This is a genomic window from Paraliomyxa miuraensis (assembly GCF_026337845.1).
GTDB lineage: Bacteria > Myxococcota_A > Polyangia > Nannocystales > Nannocystaceae > Paraliomyxa > Paraliomyxa miuraensis.
Genome location: NZ_JAOVZF010000146.1, coordinates 44,268 through 60,950, shown reverse-complemented (window position 1 = coordinate 60,950; position 16,683 = coordinate 44,268). Strand labels below are relative to the sequence as shown.

Here is a 16,683-nt window from a genome sequence, read left to right as displayed (position 1 = left end):
TCATGAACGAAGCCGACCCAGGTACGCACAACCCTCCAGTCGAGCCCGCGCCGGGGACCCCGCTCGTCTCGCTGGTGTTCCCGCCGCAGGTGTTCTCCTCGTTCGGCGCCTACTACCCATCCACGGCGGTCCTGGCCGGGCACCTACGGGCGCATGGCTTCGTCGCCGAGCAGCACGACCTCAACAGCCGGCTCTTCGAGCACCTGCTGCGGCCCGAGCACCTCGAGCGGCTCGAGCACGGCTTCGCCTTCGACGGGGAGGTGTTCGCCCCCACCAGTTCGCCGGCCATGGCCGCGCGCGTGATCCAGCGGCTCGAGCGGCCCTTCCACGACGAGCAGGGGCGCGTACGCGGGCACTACCCCCGCGGCTACAACCCAAGGATGCTGCTCCACTGGTTGTGCCAGCCGTACCGCGTGGACCAAAGCGTGGGCGCGTGCCTCTCGGAGGCGTTCGGCCGCAGCGAGATCCATGAGTTCTACGCCCGCTTCTATCGGCAGAGCGAGTACCTGTCGTGGCTGCGCGGCGCCCCCGATGTCGCGCTGGTCGGGATCTCCGCGTCGATGGCCCCGCAGCTGGGGCCGAGCCTGATCCTGGCCCGCTGCATCGGCGAGGTGCGGCCCGATGTTCGCGTCGTGCTCGGCGGTTCCACCTTCAGCCTGATGGCGCCCGACGATGTGGCCCGGGTGCTCGAGGCGGCGCCGGTGGACGCAATCGTGCGCTTCGAGGGGGAGCGGCCCTTGCTGGCGCTCTGCGAGCAGGTCGCGGGCCGGCAGTGGGCGCCGGCCGAGGTCTCGGGCGTGGCCAGCCGCGTCGAGGGGCGAGTCCAGATCAACCCCGCGGAGGCCGGGGTCGCGCTCGAGGAGCTGGCGTTCCCGCACTACGACGCCGAGATCCTGGCGCGGCTGGCCGACCCGATCTTGAGCGTGGTCCAGGCGCGGGGTTGCTACTGGGGGCGATGCGCCTACTGCGACTACGTGGAGCTCTATGAGGGCAACCCCCGCTATCGCACGCGCTCGGAGGATCGCTTCGTCGACGAGATGGAGCACCAGATCGCGACGCACGGGATCCGCCGCTTCACCTACGTCACCGAGGCCCTGCCGCCCGCCTTCGCCCGGAAGTCCGGGCTGCGGATCTTGGAGCGCGGGCTCGACGTCCGCTGGGGCTCCTTCGTGATGGTGGAGCGGCACTTCGGCGAGGAGACCTTCGCCATCATGCGCCGGTCGGGGTGCGAGCGGATCGTGGTGGGCGTGGAGACCATGACCGATCGGGTGCTGAAGGTGGTGCGCAAGGCCTCGACCGAGGCGGAGATCAGCGCCTTCCTCCGGCTCGCGCGCGACAACGGCATCACGGTCCACATGAACATCATCATGGATCTGCCCACCACGACCTTTGCCGACGCGATGCAGTCGCTGGCGTCGTTTCGCGCCCACGCCGACTGCGTGGCCGACATCAACCTGTTTCGCTTCGAGGCCACGCGGTCGGCCGAGGTCGGCCGCACCCCCGAGCGGTTTGGCCTGCGCGTGCTGCCCTCGGGATGCGGGTCGGAGGCGGTCGAGTCGTGGCACAGCGAGTACCCGTCCAACCACCTGCACGTGGTCGACCCCGCCATGTCCACGCAGGAGCGCGAGGAGGTCTACCGGCGCTACGAGGCGTTCGTGCACGACTTCTACGGGGAGAAGTTCCTCCAGTCGGACCACGCCGCTCGCTTCATGCTCGACGCACGCGATCGGACCACGCCCGTGCGCATCACCATGGATCACGTGGACGTGCTCGAGGACGGCGACGATCTGCACTGCTTCCAGTGGCAGCGCGGTCTGGATCTCGTGCTGCGCGGCGCCCACCGAGCGCTGTGGGACATGGTCGTGATGAACGTGGCCCTGACCGGGGACGAGCTCGTGGCCCGCTTCGACGACCCGCAGCAGGGCGAGGCGGCATGGGTGACCCTGGTCGACGGCTGCGCGCTCGTGCGGGCCTACCATCCCGACGACTGGTTGCTGGGCCTGCTGGGCATGACCGACGAGCCCGAGGCGGCAGCGGCCGGCGCACAGTGAGCGAGCCGTACCCGCGCGGTTCATGGCGAGGGCATGAGTAGACTCCAGGAAGTCGACGCCCAACAGCGCGACCACGAACGGTGAAACCGAGCGCGTGCGGGACGAACACGGAAGGGCCCGTGATACCCTGACCCCCGATGTCATCGGTGCGTTGCTTCTCGGGCCACTTCGTGTTCGCTCTCGCACTGGGGCTCGTTGCCGCTTGCTCCGGTGACGACGTTCCCGTCTCGACGACCTCGGAGGGCACCACCACCGGCGCGACCACGACCGACGGCGTCACCACCTTCGCCATGGACTCGGGCTCGACGACCGGCGTGGGCACGGGCGAGGCGAGCGAGGATACGGCCAGCGTCGACAGCAGCGGTGGCGGGCTCGGGTGTGGCAATGGCGTCGTCGAGGGCGACGAGTCGTGCGATGACATGGGTGAGTCGGCCTCGTGCAACGCCGATTGCACGGCGGCGGCGTGTGGCGACGGGGTCGTCAACCCGACCGCCGGCGAGGCATGCGACGACGGGGTCGAGTCGGCCTCGTGCAACGCCGATTGCACGGCGGCGGCGTGTGGCGACGGGGTCGTCAACCCGACCGCCGGCGAGACGTGCGACGAGGGCGGCCCCTCGACCACGTGCAACGACGACTGCACGCCCGCATCGTGTGGCGACGGAGTGGTCAACGCGACCGCGGGCGAGCAGTGCGACGATGGTGGCGAGTCGGCGACGTGCGACGTGGACTGCACGCTGGCGGAGTGCCAGGACGGCATGCTCAACGTGGCCGCCGGGGAGATCTGCGACGAAGGCAGCCAGACGGCGACGTGCGACATCGACTGTACGCCCGCCGAGTGTGGCGATGCCTATCCTAACGGGCTCGCGGGGGAAGTCTGCGACGACGGTGGCGAGACCGCGTTTTGCAACGCCAACTGCTCGCTGGCCTCGTGCGGCGACGGACTCGTCAACATGGCGGCGGGCGAGCAGTGCGATGACATGGGCCCCTCGCCCGGGTGCGACGTCGATTGCACGCCGTCCGAGTGCGGCGACGGGGTGATCAACGGCCCGGCAGGCGAGCAGTGCGACGACGGCAACGTGCTGGGTGGAGACGGCTGTGACAGCACCTGCCAGTGGGAGATCGGGCCGAGTGATTGCGCGCCGGGCTTCACCACCGTGTCCGTGGCCCCCAGCGGCCTGGCGGTGCTTTGCGACGACCCCGCCGACGTCACCTGCGAGGAGGACCTGGAGCTGGCGTGCCCTCCGGGCTGGGGCCTGTGCTCACGGGCGCAACACGTCAACCGCAACACGGGGTGGAACGTACCCACGGGAGCCTTTGGCACGCCCGAGGTGGTCGTGGGGGAGATCTACTGCCGTGCCGGCAGCGGAGCCGGTCACTACACCCTGGGGCCCTACGACGGAGTGACGAGCCTACAGGACGATCCTCCCGTCAATTGCGGCTACGGCAGCTCGCGGTCGAGCTGCCCCAGCGTCTTTGGGTGCAACGAGACATACGTGCGCGCGCTGTGCTGCACGCCCACGCCCAGCTGTGGCAATGGTGTGGTCGACTCGGTCGAAGAGGAGTGCGACGACGGCAACCTCGACGAGAACGACGATTGCCTCAACTCGTGCTCGTGGCGCCAGCCCTCGGCGCACGGGGGTGGCGTGGGCTGCTGAGGGGCGGGCTCGCGCGCATGCCACCGATGATCGCTAGGGTTCGGCCCGGCGCAGCCCGAGGTCCGCGAGTGCCTCGTCGACGGCCCGCTCCATTTGGTCGGTGGTCAGCACCACGTCGGGCGTGACGCCGACGCCATCGATGGCGGCGTCGTCGGGCGAGAAATAGCGTGCGATGGTCAGCTTGAGCACCGAGCCATCGGGCATGCCCATGATCTCCTGCACGGTGCCCTTGCCGTAGCTGCGCTCGCCCACGCTGCGCGCCCGCCCGTTGTCGCGCAGGGCCGCGGTGAGCAGCTCGGCCGCCGAGGCGGTGTGTCGATCCTGGATGATCACCAGCGGAGTCTCGGTGTCGGTGCCCGCCTCGTGGGCGAGCTCCTCGCGGAGGATCCGACCCCCGCGGCCGCGGGTGCGGGTGAGGATGCCGCGGCGTACGAAGCGGTCGGCCACCACGAGCGCCTCGTCGACCTCGCCACCTGGATTTCCTCGGAGGTCGAGCACCACCGCCGCGAGGCCATGGGAGCCGGCGGAGCGCCGTAGCTGCGCGAGCTGCTTCTTGAACGCCTCTCCGGTGCCGCGGCGAAAGCCACGAAGCTCGATGATCGCGGCCTTGCCCTCGAACCCGTGCGCCCCCGCCACGGGCAACAGCTCGCTCACCAACTGCTCGCGCGGTGCCTCGCCGAGGGTGAGGTCCACGCGGGAGGGGCTGGAATCGTGCCGACGCTGCACCCGCAGAGCGACCTGCTCGCCCACCTCACCCGCGAGCAGACCCTCGGCCTCCACCTGGCTGAGCAGGCGTCCGACCTCGGTGCCGTCGATCTCGAGGATGCGATCGCCAGGAGCGAGGCCCGCGAGCGCTCCGGCCGAGCCCGGCAGCACGCCCATCACCTCGAGCACGCGGTCACCTCCGCCGGGGGCGGCGTGCAGGTGCACGGCCAGGCCGGCGGTGCCGTCCTTGACCTGGGTGCGCAGAGCCTTGCGCTCTTCGGCCGTGAGGAAGTGGCTGTGGGCATCGAGCCCGGCCACGATGTGCTTGAGCCCGCGTGCGAGCAGGGTCGAGCCGTCCACGGGATCGACGTAGCGATCGAGGACGGCATCGAGGGCCTGATGGAACGAGTCGCGATCGAAGCGGGAGCCCGCCGCGGTGGCTTCGGGGACGGTGACGGTCCGCCCCGGTAGCCACAGCACCATCGCGCTCGCCACGACCACACCGCACGCGAAACCGCTCCACCAGGTCGAGGTCCGGGTCCGGATCGGGCTGCGCCTCACCCCACCATCGTGGCCCACGATCCCGTCGCTTTCCAGCGAATCGGCTTCGAGGCGCCGGGACCTGCGAAGGCAGCTCCAGCTCGGCGGGCGGTCGCCGATCGGTACTACTTGGTCCCCTTGCCCTCGTTCTCCTTGGCCTTGATCTTCTGCAGGATCGCCTCGCCCTCGTCGATCACGTCGTCCTCGGCGGTGCGCTTGTCCTGACCCATGGCCGCGATGTCGGCGTCCATGTTCTCGAAGCGCGCGAGCATCTGGTAGAGGCCCAGGCGGCTGCCTGGCGCGGGACCCTCCACATCCGTGTCGTCGTCCTTGGCGGGAATGTAGATCTCCCCGCGCGCGCCATCGATCACGCACTCGTGCGCGGCATTGAGAATCGCCTGCGGATCCTTGACCGACGGCAGCCCCTGAAGGACCGCGTACTCCTCGGCGAAGTGGTTGATGAACGTGTCGATCGCCGCCGCCGAGCCACAGCGGGCGTAGAGCGGGTCGTACTTGTCGGGCACCACCGCGGTGGCCGTGTTGATCACGTTGTCGGCGTCGCGCTCCGCAAAGTCGCCGCCCGCGGTGGCCAGCATGCCGAAGTCGGAGAGCAGGTGGCCGTAGATGATCGAGCGCAGGTAGGCCTTGCGCAGCGCCGCTCCGTCGAGCTTCTTGCTGAACACGTAGGTGAGGTCGTTGTAGCCGCCACCGAGGTCCTCGCGCATGATGCCGAAGCCCAGGTCCTTCTCGGGCTTGACCTTCTTGGCCTTGTCGGGGATCTCGGGCGAGCCCTCCATGATCCACAGCGAGTGGGTGTCCTCGAGGAACGCCTCGCGCTCCCGCATGTCTCGCATGTTGAGCAGGGTGCCGATGAGCTGCTCGTCCTTGCGGATCTCGGTGGCCCATGCCTTGAACTGGGCCGAGGCCATCGCGTCCTCCCAGCTGATGGGCGGCGGCTCCTCCTTGCCCAGCTCCTTCTTGATGTCGCGCAGCACCCCGCGGAACGGCTCGTCGCCGGCGACCACGCGGCGGGCGTACATCTTCACCGCCATCCAGTCGTCCCAGATCTTCTGCTTGTTGTCGACGTAGTATGCCCGCATCTCCTCGACCGGCCCGCGCACGTCCTCGGGCAGCGAGGCCACGTCGGCCTGGGCCGAATCGCTGTTGAAGTACTGCAGCATGCGCAGCTCGGCGTAGGCCTTGAGGATCCTGTCGCGCTGCTCCTTGCCGTAGCCGTTCTTGACGCGTGCGACGAGGTCGGCGTACTCGCGCCGCGCGTCCTTGCGGTAGGCCCACGCATCGGCCTCGGCCGTGGCCTGCACGATCGCGCGAACCTTCTCGTTCTGGGGCAGCCCGGCGGGAACGCGGATCACCGCCATCACGCCCGCCTCGAGCTCGTACTTGTAGTCGCCCTCGGGCATGATCTCCGCGTCGGCCACGCCCGGCGGCTTGTTGAGCGCGTAGACCTTCGAGAGCACCGGCATCAGCTTGTCGCGCAGCGGATGCGGCGGAACCTCGGGCGGGAGCTCGACCTTCTCCTTGGGCTCCTTTTGCATGCCCTCCATCTGGCGCTGCATCGCCTCGTCGCGGTCGCAGCCAGAGGAGGCCAGCAGGAGCCCGAGCCCCACCACGGGAGCCCAGCCAACGATGCCAAGGGGCGATTTCAGGACGCTTGCCGCCATTTGCGCCCACGGTAGGCGTCCGCGCCGGGGCCTGTCAAACGTCGGGAACGGTGGCGGCGATCGCGACGCGGCTAGGCCAACATCGGGCCAACTTTGGGCCGACTTTGGGGCCGACTTTGGGGTGGGATCGCCGCCGAGCCTCACCGGATGGGTAACCTCTCGCCGGCCGGGGCGGTCCTTCGGTCCGCTGCCGAAGCCCCTCCTCGCCGGTTCTTCTTCCTCCCCCGGGACGCGAGGACTTGACCCCGGCGGCCCGTGAACGCAATCTTCCCCAACGTTAGCTTTGGCGACGAGAGCCGCGCCAGCTGCGCAACACTGGAGACCCATGTCCACCGAGACCATGACGACCGAGGCGACCGAGCCCAAGGCAGCGCCCGAGCCGATCGACGATCCCGCGATGGCGGGCGCCCTGTCGCTCACCGAGACCGCCGCGGACAAGGTTCGGGAGATCCGCGAGGCCGAGACCATCGAGCCCCACTACGCCCTGCGGGTCAAGGTGATGGGTGGCGGCTGCTCCGGCTTCCAATACGACCTCTACTTCGACGAGCACGCCGAGGGTGACTACGTGTTCGACAGCCAGGGGGTCACCCTCGTGAGCGACCAGATGAGCTTCATGTACCTGATGGGCACCTCCATCGACTACGTGGAGGGCCTGCAGGGGGCGGGGTTCAAGTTCAACAACCCCAACACCACGGGCAGCTGCGGCTGCGGGTCGTCGTTCTCGGTCTAGCGTCTCATCGACCCGCCTACTCGACCGGGATCACGTTCTCCTGGATCAGCCCCGCGAGGCACCGCAGTGCGGGGCTGAAGTCGGTATCGCAGATCGACTCCATGCAGCAACGGATGTCGCTCTCGTCCTCGTTGGTGGCGGGGTCGTCTTCGACGTCGAGGGCCTGGCAGACCTCTTTGATGCGCACGGGCGGGATCGCCTGACCGGTGAAGCCACCCATCCCGTCTTCACCCGTACAGCCGGGCCCGATGCCGAACTGGTACTGCTTGAACGACGCGTCGATCATGTTGTTCCAGTCGTCGGGCAGGATGTCACCGCCGTTGGCGTAGTCGGGGTCGCGCCAGTCGCGGTACTCGAGGTCGAACAACCCGCCCGCAGTGGGCTGATAGGGCGGATCGGGGTTGCGCGCGGTCACGGGCGGAATGCCCACGATGCCCAGCATCACCACGCGCCGGTTCTGATCCTGGAGGAAGTCGACGTACTCCTGCACGGGCCGCAGCCGATCCCCGGTGGACTCGCAGTTGCCGTAGAGCCCGTTGCCATCGGGGCCGTCGCAGGAGACCCCCGCGTTCCAGCAGATGGCGCTGGTGGGCTGGGCCATGCCGGTCTCGGGGTGATCCTCCTGAAAGGCGGCGTCGGCCATCACCGACTCGTCCACGATCGAGCAGTCGGCCTCGTCGGTGATGATCGCCACCGCGAGCAGTGAGCCGGTGCGCAGGAACGGGTCGGAGCCCTGGTTCCACGGAGCGCCGGGGTCGAGCGCCTGCAGCATGCTGTCGAGCGGCGACTCGTAGCCGCAGCCGTCGATCCCCTGCGGGCCCACGCACGACAGGGTCTGCGCCGCCGGGCTGTCGTCCATGCCATCACCGTCGACGTCGGCGGGAGCCACGTCGGGCACGTTGTCGAGCGAGCCGTTGAAGGAGATGAAGTCACCCTCGGGGGCCAGGGGCGTGGGGCAAACGGTGGTGCAGGCGCCCTCGGCATCGACGGGCGGCATCGACACGCTGGTGAACCGGTCCAGCCGATCGGTGCACGCACTGCTGATGGGCGTGCCCTCCTCGGGCGAGCGACCGGGCTTGTAGTAGGGGTCGCACAGCGGATTGCCCGAGTCGGTGGTGGTCACCATGATGTGCACGTTGGCGGCCACCGGGTTGCCCATGGCATCGGTGAGCTCCTCGAGCCCTCGCACCAGCTTGGGCATGTTGAGCGCCAGGTTCAGCTGCTCCTCGCCCATCGAGCCCGAGTTGTCGATGACGAACAGCAGGTCGACCTGGTCGTCGCACTGCCCGACGCCCTCACCGCAGTTGATGGTGCCGGTGTCTGCGTTGCCGACGTCGAGGATCGGTCCGGACTCGTCCGCCGCCGTCAGCACGATCCCGCTCTCGCCCGAGCCACCGTCGGTCGAGGGCGGCTCCTCCTTGCACCCGCTCACCCAGACGAGCAGTCCGAACGACGTCAATCCCCATCGCCACGCGTCGACCATGCGAGCATGCTAGCAGCCGCAGGTGCCTGGGCCCCAGCGAAGGTTTGGAATGACCGGCTGCGGCTCGGTCGAATCAGCACGTCGGGCGTCGGTGCGCCCCTCCTACCACACGTAGCCGGCCGTCCCCTCGCCGACGTAGCCGAAGCTCGCGATCGCGTTGTCTCGCTCGGCCGCGCTGGTGGTGTAGAAGTGGTCGCCGTTGGCGGCCCGGTAGAGTCGGTAGAGGGGGATCGAGCCGGCCGTGCCCGCGCCGGTGGCGATGTAGCCCAGCACGCCCTCGAGCTGCAGTCCCTCGCAGCCGGGATCCTGGGTGTAGAGGTGGAAGCCACCCGGCTGATAGCAGCGGTGGAAGGCGGTCAGCCCCGCGTGTGCGCCCGCGTAGAGCTCGAAGTAGCTGGCCACCTCGAGCGAGAAGCCGGCCCCCTGCCCCTCGGCGAGGCTGGCCGTGTAGAAGTGCTCGCCGGTGGTGGGATGCACGAAGCGATGCACGCTCACGCGGCAGCCGCCCACGCCTTCGTCGAAGTCGCCGTCGCAATCGTCGTCGTCGAGGTTGCAGCTCTCGGCCGCCGGGGCCGGCGCATCGCAGACCTCGGCGTTGCCCATGCACACCGTGGTCCCGTTGCCGCACGCGTTGGAGCATGCCTGCCCCACGTCGTCCACGGCTCCGTTGCAGTCGTCGTCGAGGCCATTGCAGACCTCGCCGCCCGGCAGCGCGGGAGTGCACGGCTGAGGGATCCCACCCACGCAGGTGGGCTGGGTGACCTCGCACGAGCCCACCCCGCAGGTTTGCGATGGCTGGTCCTCATCGACCTGACCATCGCCGTCGTCGTCGAGGCCATTGCAGATCTCCCCGCCCGGCGGAGGCGGATCGTCGGTGTCACCGGTGGGCGGCCCGACCGTGGTGGCCGAGCCACCCCCCGAGCCGTCGGCCACGTCGTCGCCGCTGGCGCCGTCACCGGTGCCATCGGAGCCGCCCCCGGCCTCGCCCACGCTGAAGGCCGAGCCCGCGCCATCGGTCCCCGTGCCCACGGCACATCCCAGCAGCAGCAGCGACGACGCCACGGCTTCCCATCCGGCACGCCAGAGGAAGCGTCTTGCGCACACACGCGCCTTGCCCGTCGAGCTCATCGTCGCGTTCGCCTGGTGGACCCACGATACCACTGCCGCGGGTCCCTCGCGCCTTCGCGCGTGGTGTCGATGGCGTCGTATGCTCGCCGTGCATGCGCGCCCCGCTGCCGGCTTCGTTCGTGCTCGTGACCGTCCTGCTCGGGGCGCCCGCTTGTCGGCCGACCACGGCGACCCCGATCGACGCCGACCCGCCCCAGCCCACGTCGCCCGCGTCTGCGCGTCCGGTCACGCCGGAGCCTCGCGAGGTGGTGCTGCCCGAGGTGGTGGGAGCATCGCCGCTCGCGGCCGAGATCGACCGCCTCGCGGCGGAGCTCGAGCCGGCGGTGGTGGGCTACCGCCGGGATCTCCACGAGCATCCCGAGCTGGGCAACCGCGAGCATCGCACGGCACGGGTGATCGGCGACCACCTGCGTGCCCACGGCTGGAGCGTGCGCACCGGGGTGGCGCACACCGGGCTGGTCGCCGTGCTCGAGGGCACGGCCCCGGGACCGGTGGTGGCGCTGCGGGCCGAGATGGACGCGCTGCCGGTCGAGGAGCAGACCGGCCTGCCGTTTGCGTCCAAGGCCACCGCGTCGTGGCGCGGCCAGGACACGCCGGTGATGCACGCGTGCGGCCACGACATGCACATGGCGATCGCCATGGGCGTGGCCGAGCTGCTGCCTCGCCTGCCCCGGCGGCCGGGCACCGTGGTGATCTTGTTCCAGCCGGCCGAGGAAGGCGCTCCCGAAGGCGAGGAGGGAGGGGCCGAGCTGATGGTGGCCGAGGGTGCGCTGGCCGAGCCCGCGCCCGAGGTGATCTTCGGGCTGCACGTGGTGCCCGAGCCGGTCGGCGACGTGCTCTATCGGGTGGGGCCTGCCATGGCCAGCGCCGATGCGCTGCGCATCGTGGTCAAGGGCAAGCAGACCCATGGCGCGTACCCGTGGCGAGGGGTCGATCCCGTCACGGTCTCGGCTCAGATCGTGCTGGCGCTGCAGACCATCGTGACCAGACAGCTCGACACCACCAAGAGCGCGTCGGTGATCTCGGTGGGCAGCATCTCGGGGGGCGTGCGCGGCAACATCATCCCCGACGAGGTGGAGATGATCGGCACGATCCGCACCTTCGATGCCGGGATCCGCCAGCAGCTGCACGAGCGCATCGAGCACATGGCTCGCCTCACCGCAGAGGCGTCGGGGGCCACGGCCGAGGTGACCATCGACCTGGGCTATCCCGTGGTCGACAACGATCCCATGCTGCTGTCCCGCATGCTGCCCACGCTGCAGCGGGTGGCCGGCCCCGGGCGCCTGCGCGAGCGACAGCCCGTGCTGGGCGCCGAGGACTTCGCGTTCTATCAGCAGCGGATCCCGGGGCTGTTCTTCTTCCTGGGCATCGTGCCCGAGGGCACCCCGGTGGCCCAGGCGCCCAGCAACCACTCGCCCAGGTTCCTCGCCGACGAGGCAGCGCTCGGGATCGGCGTGCGTGCGATGAGCCACCTGGTGGCCGACTACTTGTTCGCGGCCCAGCCCGATCCTCGGCCCTGAACACTGGAGTCGGTCCCGCCGTCGGGTCCCGCCGTCGGGCCCCGCCGTCAGGTCCCCGACCCGAGCTCGATCCACTGCGTGGCGAGCTGCAGGATGCGTGCGTTCTCGGGAACCCGGGTCGAGAAGCTCTCGCGTAGCTCCGGTTCGTCGATGCGGCGCGCTCGCTCGTCGACGCTGCGCTTGGCCGAGAGGATGGCCGCCCGGGCCTCGTCGAGGTGGCCGGCCGCCGCGAGGGCTTCGGCCCAGGTGAGCCGAATGAACGACTCGCCCTCCTGCACGCGATCGAGCGACTCGAGACCCTCGATCGCGATCCTGGCGTCCTCCAGCGCGAGCTGCGGGGCTCCCGACGAGAGGTGGATCTGCGCCCGGGTCGCACGCGAGATCGAGCGAGAGACGGCGTGGCCCTCGAGCAGCTCGATCGCCAGATCCACGTGACCCATTGCCTCGTGCGTGCGGCCTTCGTGGAGCAGGATCCACGCGATGTGGCAGCGGGTGAGGCCCATCATGCGCTGGTTGCCGTGCCGTTCGAAGCTGGCGAGGGCGTCGAGCTCGAGCTCGAGACCCTCGGTGAACCGACCAACGTCGACCAGGCGCCGGCCGAGGTTGTGGCGGGTAACGGCACAGACGTGCTCGAGCCGCAGCTCGACGCAGCGCTCGATCGTCTGCCGCAAGAGCGCCTCGCCCCGCTCGCGGCTCCCGACCTCGAGCATGAAGAAGCCGGCGCCGGCAAAGTGCTCGAGGGAGTTGCGCAGGCTCCCCGCGCTCTCGAACGCGTTGGCGGCGGCCTCCATGGCCTGGTACGCCTGGCTCAGATCGCCGTCGGCGATCGCGAGCATCGCTCGTGCCGAGTGCATGGTTGCGGCGGCCTCGGGATCCTCGTCGACCATGGTGGCCGTGATGTCGATGATCTTCTCCACGAGCCGTCGCGACGTCGCGACGTCGCCGGCGGCGGCGAGCGGCACGGCGGCGCGCACGAGGCCCATCGCGCCGCTGCAGCTGGCCAGCTCGGCGTTCATCAGTCGGTCGATGAGCTGCCCCACTCGCCAGGGCTGCTCGGTGCGGCTCATCGCGAGCGCAGCCTCCCCGGCGGCGCTGTACCAGCGGGCGCTGCCCAGGGGGAGCTCCTCGAGCGCGGCCATGGCCGCTTCCACGGCCTCCTGATGGCGGCCCGAGATCGCATGGAGCTCGGTCCGGCGCAGCAGCAACCGCCCCCGAGCCTCACCGGGCACGGCATGCCGCTGACCCCGCTCGACGAGCTGGAGCACCACGTCGAATTCGTGCCGCTCGAACGCCTGGTCGGCTGCCGTCGCGAACCACTCGGTGGCCTTGGGATGATCCTCTCCGCGCAAGAAGTGCTCGGCGAGCACCACCGCTTCCTGGCCCCCCGCGCGCTCCAGCCAGCGCCCCGCCAGGCGATGGCCCACGCGCCGATCGGCGTCGGTCAGGGTGGCGTAGGCCGCGTCGCACACCAGCGCGTGCCGAAACGTGTACTCGTAGTCACAGGGGATCTGCGAGCGTGGGCGAGGGGTCAGCCATTCTTCGTTGGCCAGGCGCATCAGCGTGGGTCCGAGCGCCTCCACGTCGGCATCGCGTCCCAGCAGCTCGCGGATGCCTCCCTGCCATGCGGTCTCGCCGAACACGCTGGCGGCGCGGAGCACCTTGCGCTCGAAGCTGGTCAGCGAGCCGAGCCGCGCCTGCATCATGCCCAGAACGGAGTCGGGCAGCTCGCCGCCCGAGCCATCGGCGACCGCGCGGATCAGCTCCTCGAGGAAGAACGCGTTGCCGCCGGCTCCCTTGACGATCCGCTCCACGTCGTGGTGCTCGACCGTGTCCCCGAGCACCTCGTGGACGAGCTTGCGGGCCGCCCGGGGCGCCAGCGGCGAGAGCTCGAGGGTCTCCACGTCGCGATGCTTCCACAGCTCGGGGAAGAGGTCGTGCACGGTGGGCCGAGCCAGCGCCAGGACCAGGATCGGCTGGCCCTCCAGCTGCTCGAGCAGCGTGTCCATCAGCTGCACGGTCGCGGCGTCGGCCCAGTGCAGATCCTCGAGCACGAACAAGACCGGGCTCGCGTTGCTCTCGGCCCGCAGCCAGGTGACCCAGGCTTCGCGGATTCGGGCGCGCAGCGAGGCGGAGTCCTCGCGGGCCAGTCGTAGCTCGAGCGGGGCGTCGTTGCCGTAGGCAGAGACGAGCTCGCCCAGATACAGGGTGACGCGCTCGATCTCTTCGCGGCCCACGTGGCGCGCGATCCGAGTCCGCAGCTTGTGCTGCCGAATGGCCGTGGGCTCGCCGTCCTCGAGGCTCGCCGCGCCGCAGAGCACCCGGGACATCAACGACAGCGGCGCCTGGGTCCGCATCGGATCGGCGCGACCGAGGAAGGTGGTCACCGGTTGTCCGGGGTGCGATCGGAGGCGGGCGTCGAGTTCGTGGCGCAGCCGGGACTTGCCCGCACCCGCGTTGCCGATCATCAGGACCGCGGCCGCGCACAGCTCCTCGCAGCACTCGGCAAACACGGCCTCGAGGTGTGCGAGCTCGCCACGTCGTCCGACCAGCGGCGTCTTCTTGCCCAGCAGGCGCCGGGTGCCCGATTGCGTGTCGCGGACCGCGACCAGGGTCAGCCCGGAGGTGCCATCGGCCACCTCGAAGCTGGGATCGAGCAGGCTCGCCGTCACGTCGTCGATGCAGATGTTGCCCGGTCGCCCGCGCAGCAGCAGATCGGCGCCGCGGTCGAGGACCTGCCCCATGATGGAGCGGCCCGTGACGATGCCGTGGCCGGAGGCCACCGCGATCGCATAGTGAGGCGCACGCTCGCGCAGGGCGAGCGCACAGCGGGCCGTGGTGGCGGCCTGATCGGAGGCCGCGCCGCCGCAATCCATCACGATGAGGCGAGTCCCGTCGACGAGCGTGTGGTCGTGCCCCAGGTGCTCCTTGGCGAGCTCGGTGAGATCGATGGGGTCGGCCACGTCCTCGGAGCGACCGCGGAAGAACAGCACCGAGCACAGTACCTGCTCGTCCTGCGTCAGCGCCTCGGAGATCAGCTCGAGCGGCTCGTCGTTGCCGTCGACCAGGCTGCGCAGGCGCTGCGCGAGCTCGCGGGCGTTGCCGATGCGGCGCTCGCGATCCTTCTCGAGCAGCCGGGCGACGATCTCCTCGAGCACCACGGGGATCTCCGGCACCAGGCGCCCGAGCCGGGGCGGGTTCTCCATGAGCACCTTGGCGAGCACCGCCATCACGTGCTCGCCCACGAACGCTGGCTCTCCGCACAGGCATTCGTGCAGCACGCAGCCCAGCGAGAACAGATCGGCGCGAGGATCGAGATCGGGGGCCCCCCTGGCCTGCTCCGGGGACATGTAGTCCGGGGTCCCGATCACCTTGCCGGGGAGGGTGAGCGTCCACGTGTGCGTCAGCAGCCGCGCCACGCCGAAGTCGAGCAAGCGCGCGTCGGAGGGGCGCCCCCCCACCAGGAAGATGTTGCTGGGCTTGATGTCGCGATGGATGACGCCGTGCTCGTGCGCGGCGGCGAGGGCCTCGGCCACCCGAACGGCCAGCGCCAGCGCATCATCGATCGACAGCGGCCCGTGATGGAGCCGATCGTCGAGGTCCACGCCATCGAGCCACTCCATCGCCAGGTAGGGGATCCCTTCGGGCGTGGTCCCGTGGTCCACGTACTCGACGATCCCCGGATGGGAGAGCCCCGACAGCGCACGGACCTCTCGCAGGATCCGCTCGGCGGTCGCCGGGGTGTGGTTCTCCGGACGAACGAGCTTGAGCGCGACCTTGCGATGGGTCCGCAGCGACGTGGCCGCATACACGTTGCCCATGCCCCCCGATGCGACGTGCCCGAGGATCCGGTAGCCGGGGACCACGGGAATGACCGGGTAAGCCGCGGTCGGGCCATCCGCCGTCGCAGATGGCCCTCGGTAGAGCCGTCGCACTCGCGGCACGACGATGGGCTTGGAGCTCATTTCCCGACGGGACCCTCGCGGAGCAATGGTCTTCGATTTCCAGGAATCCAAGGGAGCGCGATCGACCCTTCATCCGGGGCTCCTTGGTGCAAGCCCTCCGTGGACGCGGTTCTTGCCGCCCAGCGGCGACATTCGGAGCAGAGCCCGTCGTGAACCATGTAAAGTGATTTGTATCACGAAATTCCGGACCATGATCACCGTCATCCCAACCGCACCAGCATCGGCCCCTCGCAGGGTGGCATGGACGGTGCTGCGGACGCTGGCATAAAACCCGCTCATGCTCCGCCGCACCATCATGGCCATCGCGCTCGCGTTGCCCTTGGCCCCTGGTTGTTCCAAGCAGGGGAAGCTCACCGAGGTGGAGGTGCCCGAGGCGGGCGTGAGCATGCGCTACGATCTCACGCCCGGGCAGGAGTACGACGGTCACATTCGCATGCGCAATGCCGCCCAGACCCCTCTGGGCGACATCGTGACGGTGGTCGAATTCGACGCCAAGCTCGTGGTCTCGGCGAAGACGCAGGGTGGTGGGGCGCTCGTGCGCGCGCGCGTGGACGGGATCAAGCTCGATCTACGCCTGCCCGACGGGGTTCCCGCGGAAGCGGTCGGGCTCACCCAGGAGGCGGCCACGGCTCTCAACGGCAAGGAGCTCGGCTTCGACCTCACCGAGCTCGGCGAGGTGAGCAACGAGCCCGAGCCGCCCCCGGACGCGCCGATGGAGAGCAAGACCATCTTTACGATGATCGCCAGCGCGGTCACGGCCGGGTTCGTGAGGGTTCCCGAGCAGCCGATCAAGGACGGGGAGACCTGGGACGCCGCGCCGCGCGAGCGCAAGCCCGGCGTCACGTCGATGTCGAGCACGGGCACCCTCGGAGGTCTGGGGCGCAACGAAGCGGGCGAGGACATCGCCAAGCTCGAGCTCGCGTCCGAGGCCGAGATGGAGCGCGACGGGCAGCAGGTCAAGATGAAGCAGAGCACCAAGGCCGCGTTCTCTGCCACGGGGGGCTACCCGGTCTCGGTGAAGCGGACCATCAACAACGAGATCGTGGGCAAGGCCACGCTGCTCATCGAGATCGAGGCGGAGTGGGCCAAGGGCGGCAAGCAGGCGGTCGAGGCCTCGCCTCCGCCCGCCGAGGTCCAGGCCATCACCGACCCCTGCGATCCCGACTACGTGGGCGCCGAGGAGTGCGCCGACGAGGCCACGCCCGCGACCGAGGGCTAGGGCTAGGG

At 69.8% G+C, this 16,683-nt stretch carries 10 protein-coding genes; 5 read left to right on the top strand and 5 right to left on the bottom strand.

The window, feature by feature from the left end:
* Positions 1-2 precede the first annotated feature (2 nt).
* Positions 3-2,051 carry a B12-binding domain-containing radical SAM protein gene (locus tag OEB96_RS12880; RefSeq protein ID WP_266215898.1) on the top strand — a complete coding sequence of 683 codons (2,049 nt, stop codon included), beginning with the start codon at positions 3-5 and terminating at the stop codon, positions 2,049-2,051.
* Between the two features lie 137 nt (positions 2,052-2,188).
* Positions 2,189-3,706, top strand: coding sequence for a DUF4215 domain-containing protein (locus OEB96_RS12875; RefSeq protein ID WP_266215897.1), 1,518 nt, complete (start codon positions 2,189-2,191; stop codon positions 3,704-3,706).
* Positions 3,707-3,739: 33 nt separating this feature from the next.
* Here the strand turns inward: OEB96_RS12875 and OEB96_RS12870 are convergent, their stop codons facing one another.
* Together OEB96_RS12870 and OEB96_RS12865 are read right to left on the bottom strand one after the other, a co-directional pair.
* Positions 3,740-4,906 carry a S41 family peptidase gene (locus OEB96_RS12870; protein WP_266215896.1) on the bottom strand — a complete coding sequence of 389 codons (1,167 nt, stop codon included), beginning with the start codon at positions 4,904-4,906 and terminating at the stop codon, positions 3,740-3,742.
* A gap of 170 nt (positions 4,907-5,076) precedes the next feature.
* The gene (locus tag OEB96_RS12865; protein WP_266215895.1) at positions 5,077-6,633 is read right to left on the bottom strand and encodes a hypothetical protein; all 1,557 of its coding nucleotides are present in this window, start codon (positions 6,631-6,633) and stop codon (positions 5,077-5,079) included.
* A 325-nt stretch (positions 6,634-6,958) separates the two neighbouring features.
* On the opposite strand from OEB96_RS12865, the gene erpA reads away from it, so the two are divergent.
* Positions 6,959-7,363, top strand: a complete 405-nt coding sequence (erpA, locus tag OEB96_RS12860) for an iron-sulfur cluster insertion protein ErpA (RefSeq protein WP_323137370.1) — start codon at positions 6,959-6,961, stop codon at positions 7,361-7,363.
* 16 nt (positions 7,364-7,379) lie between these two features.
* Here erpA and OEB96_RS12855 read toward each other — a convergent pair whose 3' ends face one another.
* Together OEB96_RS12855 and OEB96_RS12850 are read right to left on the bottom strand one after the other, a co-directional pair.
* Complete coding sequence (locus OEB96_RS12855; RefSeq protein WP_266215894.1) at positions 7,380-8,846, bottom strand: hypothetical protein; 1,467 nt, start codon at positions 8,844-8,846, stop codon at positions 7,380-7,382.
* A gap of 102 nt (positions 8,847-8,948) precedes the next feature.
* Positions 8,949-9,908: a MopE-related protein gene (locus OEB96_RS12850; protein WP_266215893.1), complete on the bottom strand. Its 960-nt coding sequence runs from the start codon at positions 9,906-9,908 to the stop codon at positions 8,949-8,951.
* A gap of 158 nt (positions 9,909-10,066) precedes the next feature.
* On the opposite strand from OEB96_RS12850, the gene OEB96_RS12845 reads away from it, so the two are divergent.
* Positions 10,067-11,494 carry an amidohydrolase gene (locus OEB96_RS12845; RefSeq protein ID WP_266215892.1) on the top strand — a complete coding sequence of 476 codons (1,428 nt, stop codon included), beginning with the start codon at positions 10,067-10,069 and terminating at the stop codon, positions 11,492-11,494.
* 47 nt (positions 11,495-11,541) lie between these two features.
* On the opposite strand, the gene OEB96_RS12840 is transcribed toward OEB96_RS12845, so the two are convergent.
* The gene (locus OEB96_RS12840) at positions 11,542-15,456 is read right to left on the bottom strand and encodes a serine/threonine-protein kinase (RefSeq protein WP_266215891.1); all 3,915 of its coding nucleotides are present in this window, start codon (positions 15,454-15,456) and stop codon (positions 11,542-11,544) included.
* A gap of 277 nt (positions 15,457-15,733) precedes the next feature.
* Here OEB96_RS12840 and OEB96_RS12835 point away from each other — a divergent pair, with 277 nt between their 5' ends.
* Complete coding sequence (locus tag OEB96_RS12835; protein WP_266215890.1) at positions 15,734-16,675, top strand: hypothetical protein; 942 nt, start codon at positions 15,734-15,736, stop codon at positions 16,673-16,675.
* Positions 16,676-16,683: the final 8 nt, after the last annotated feature.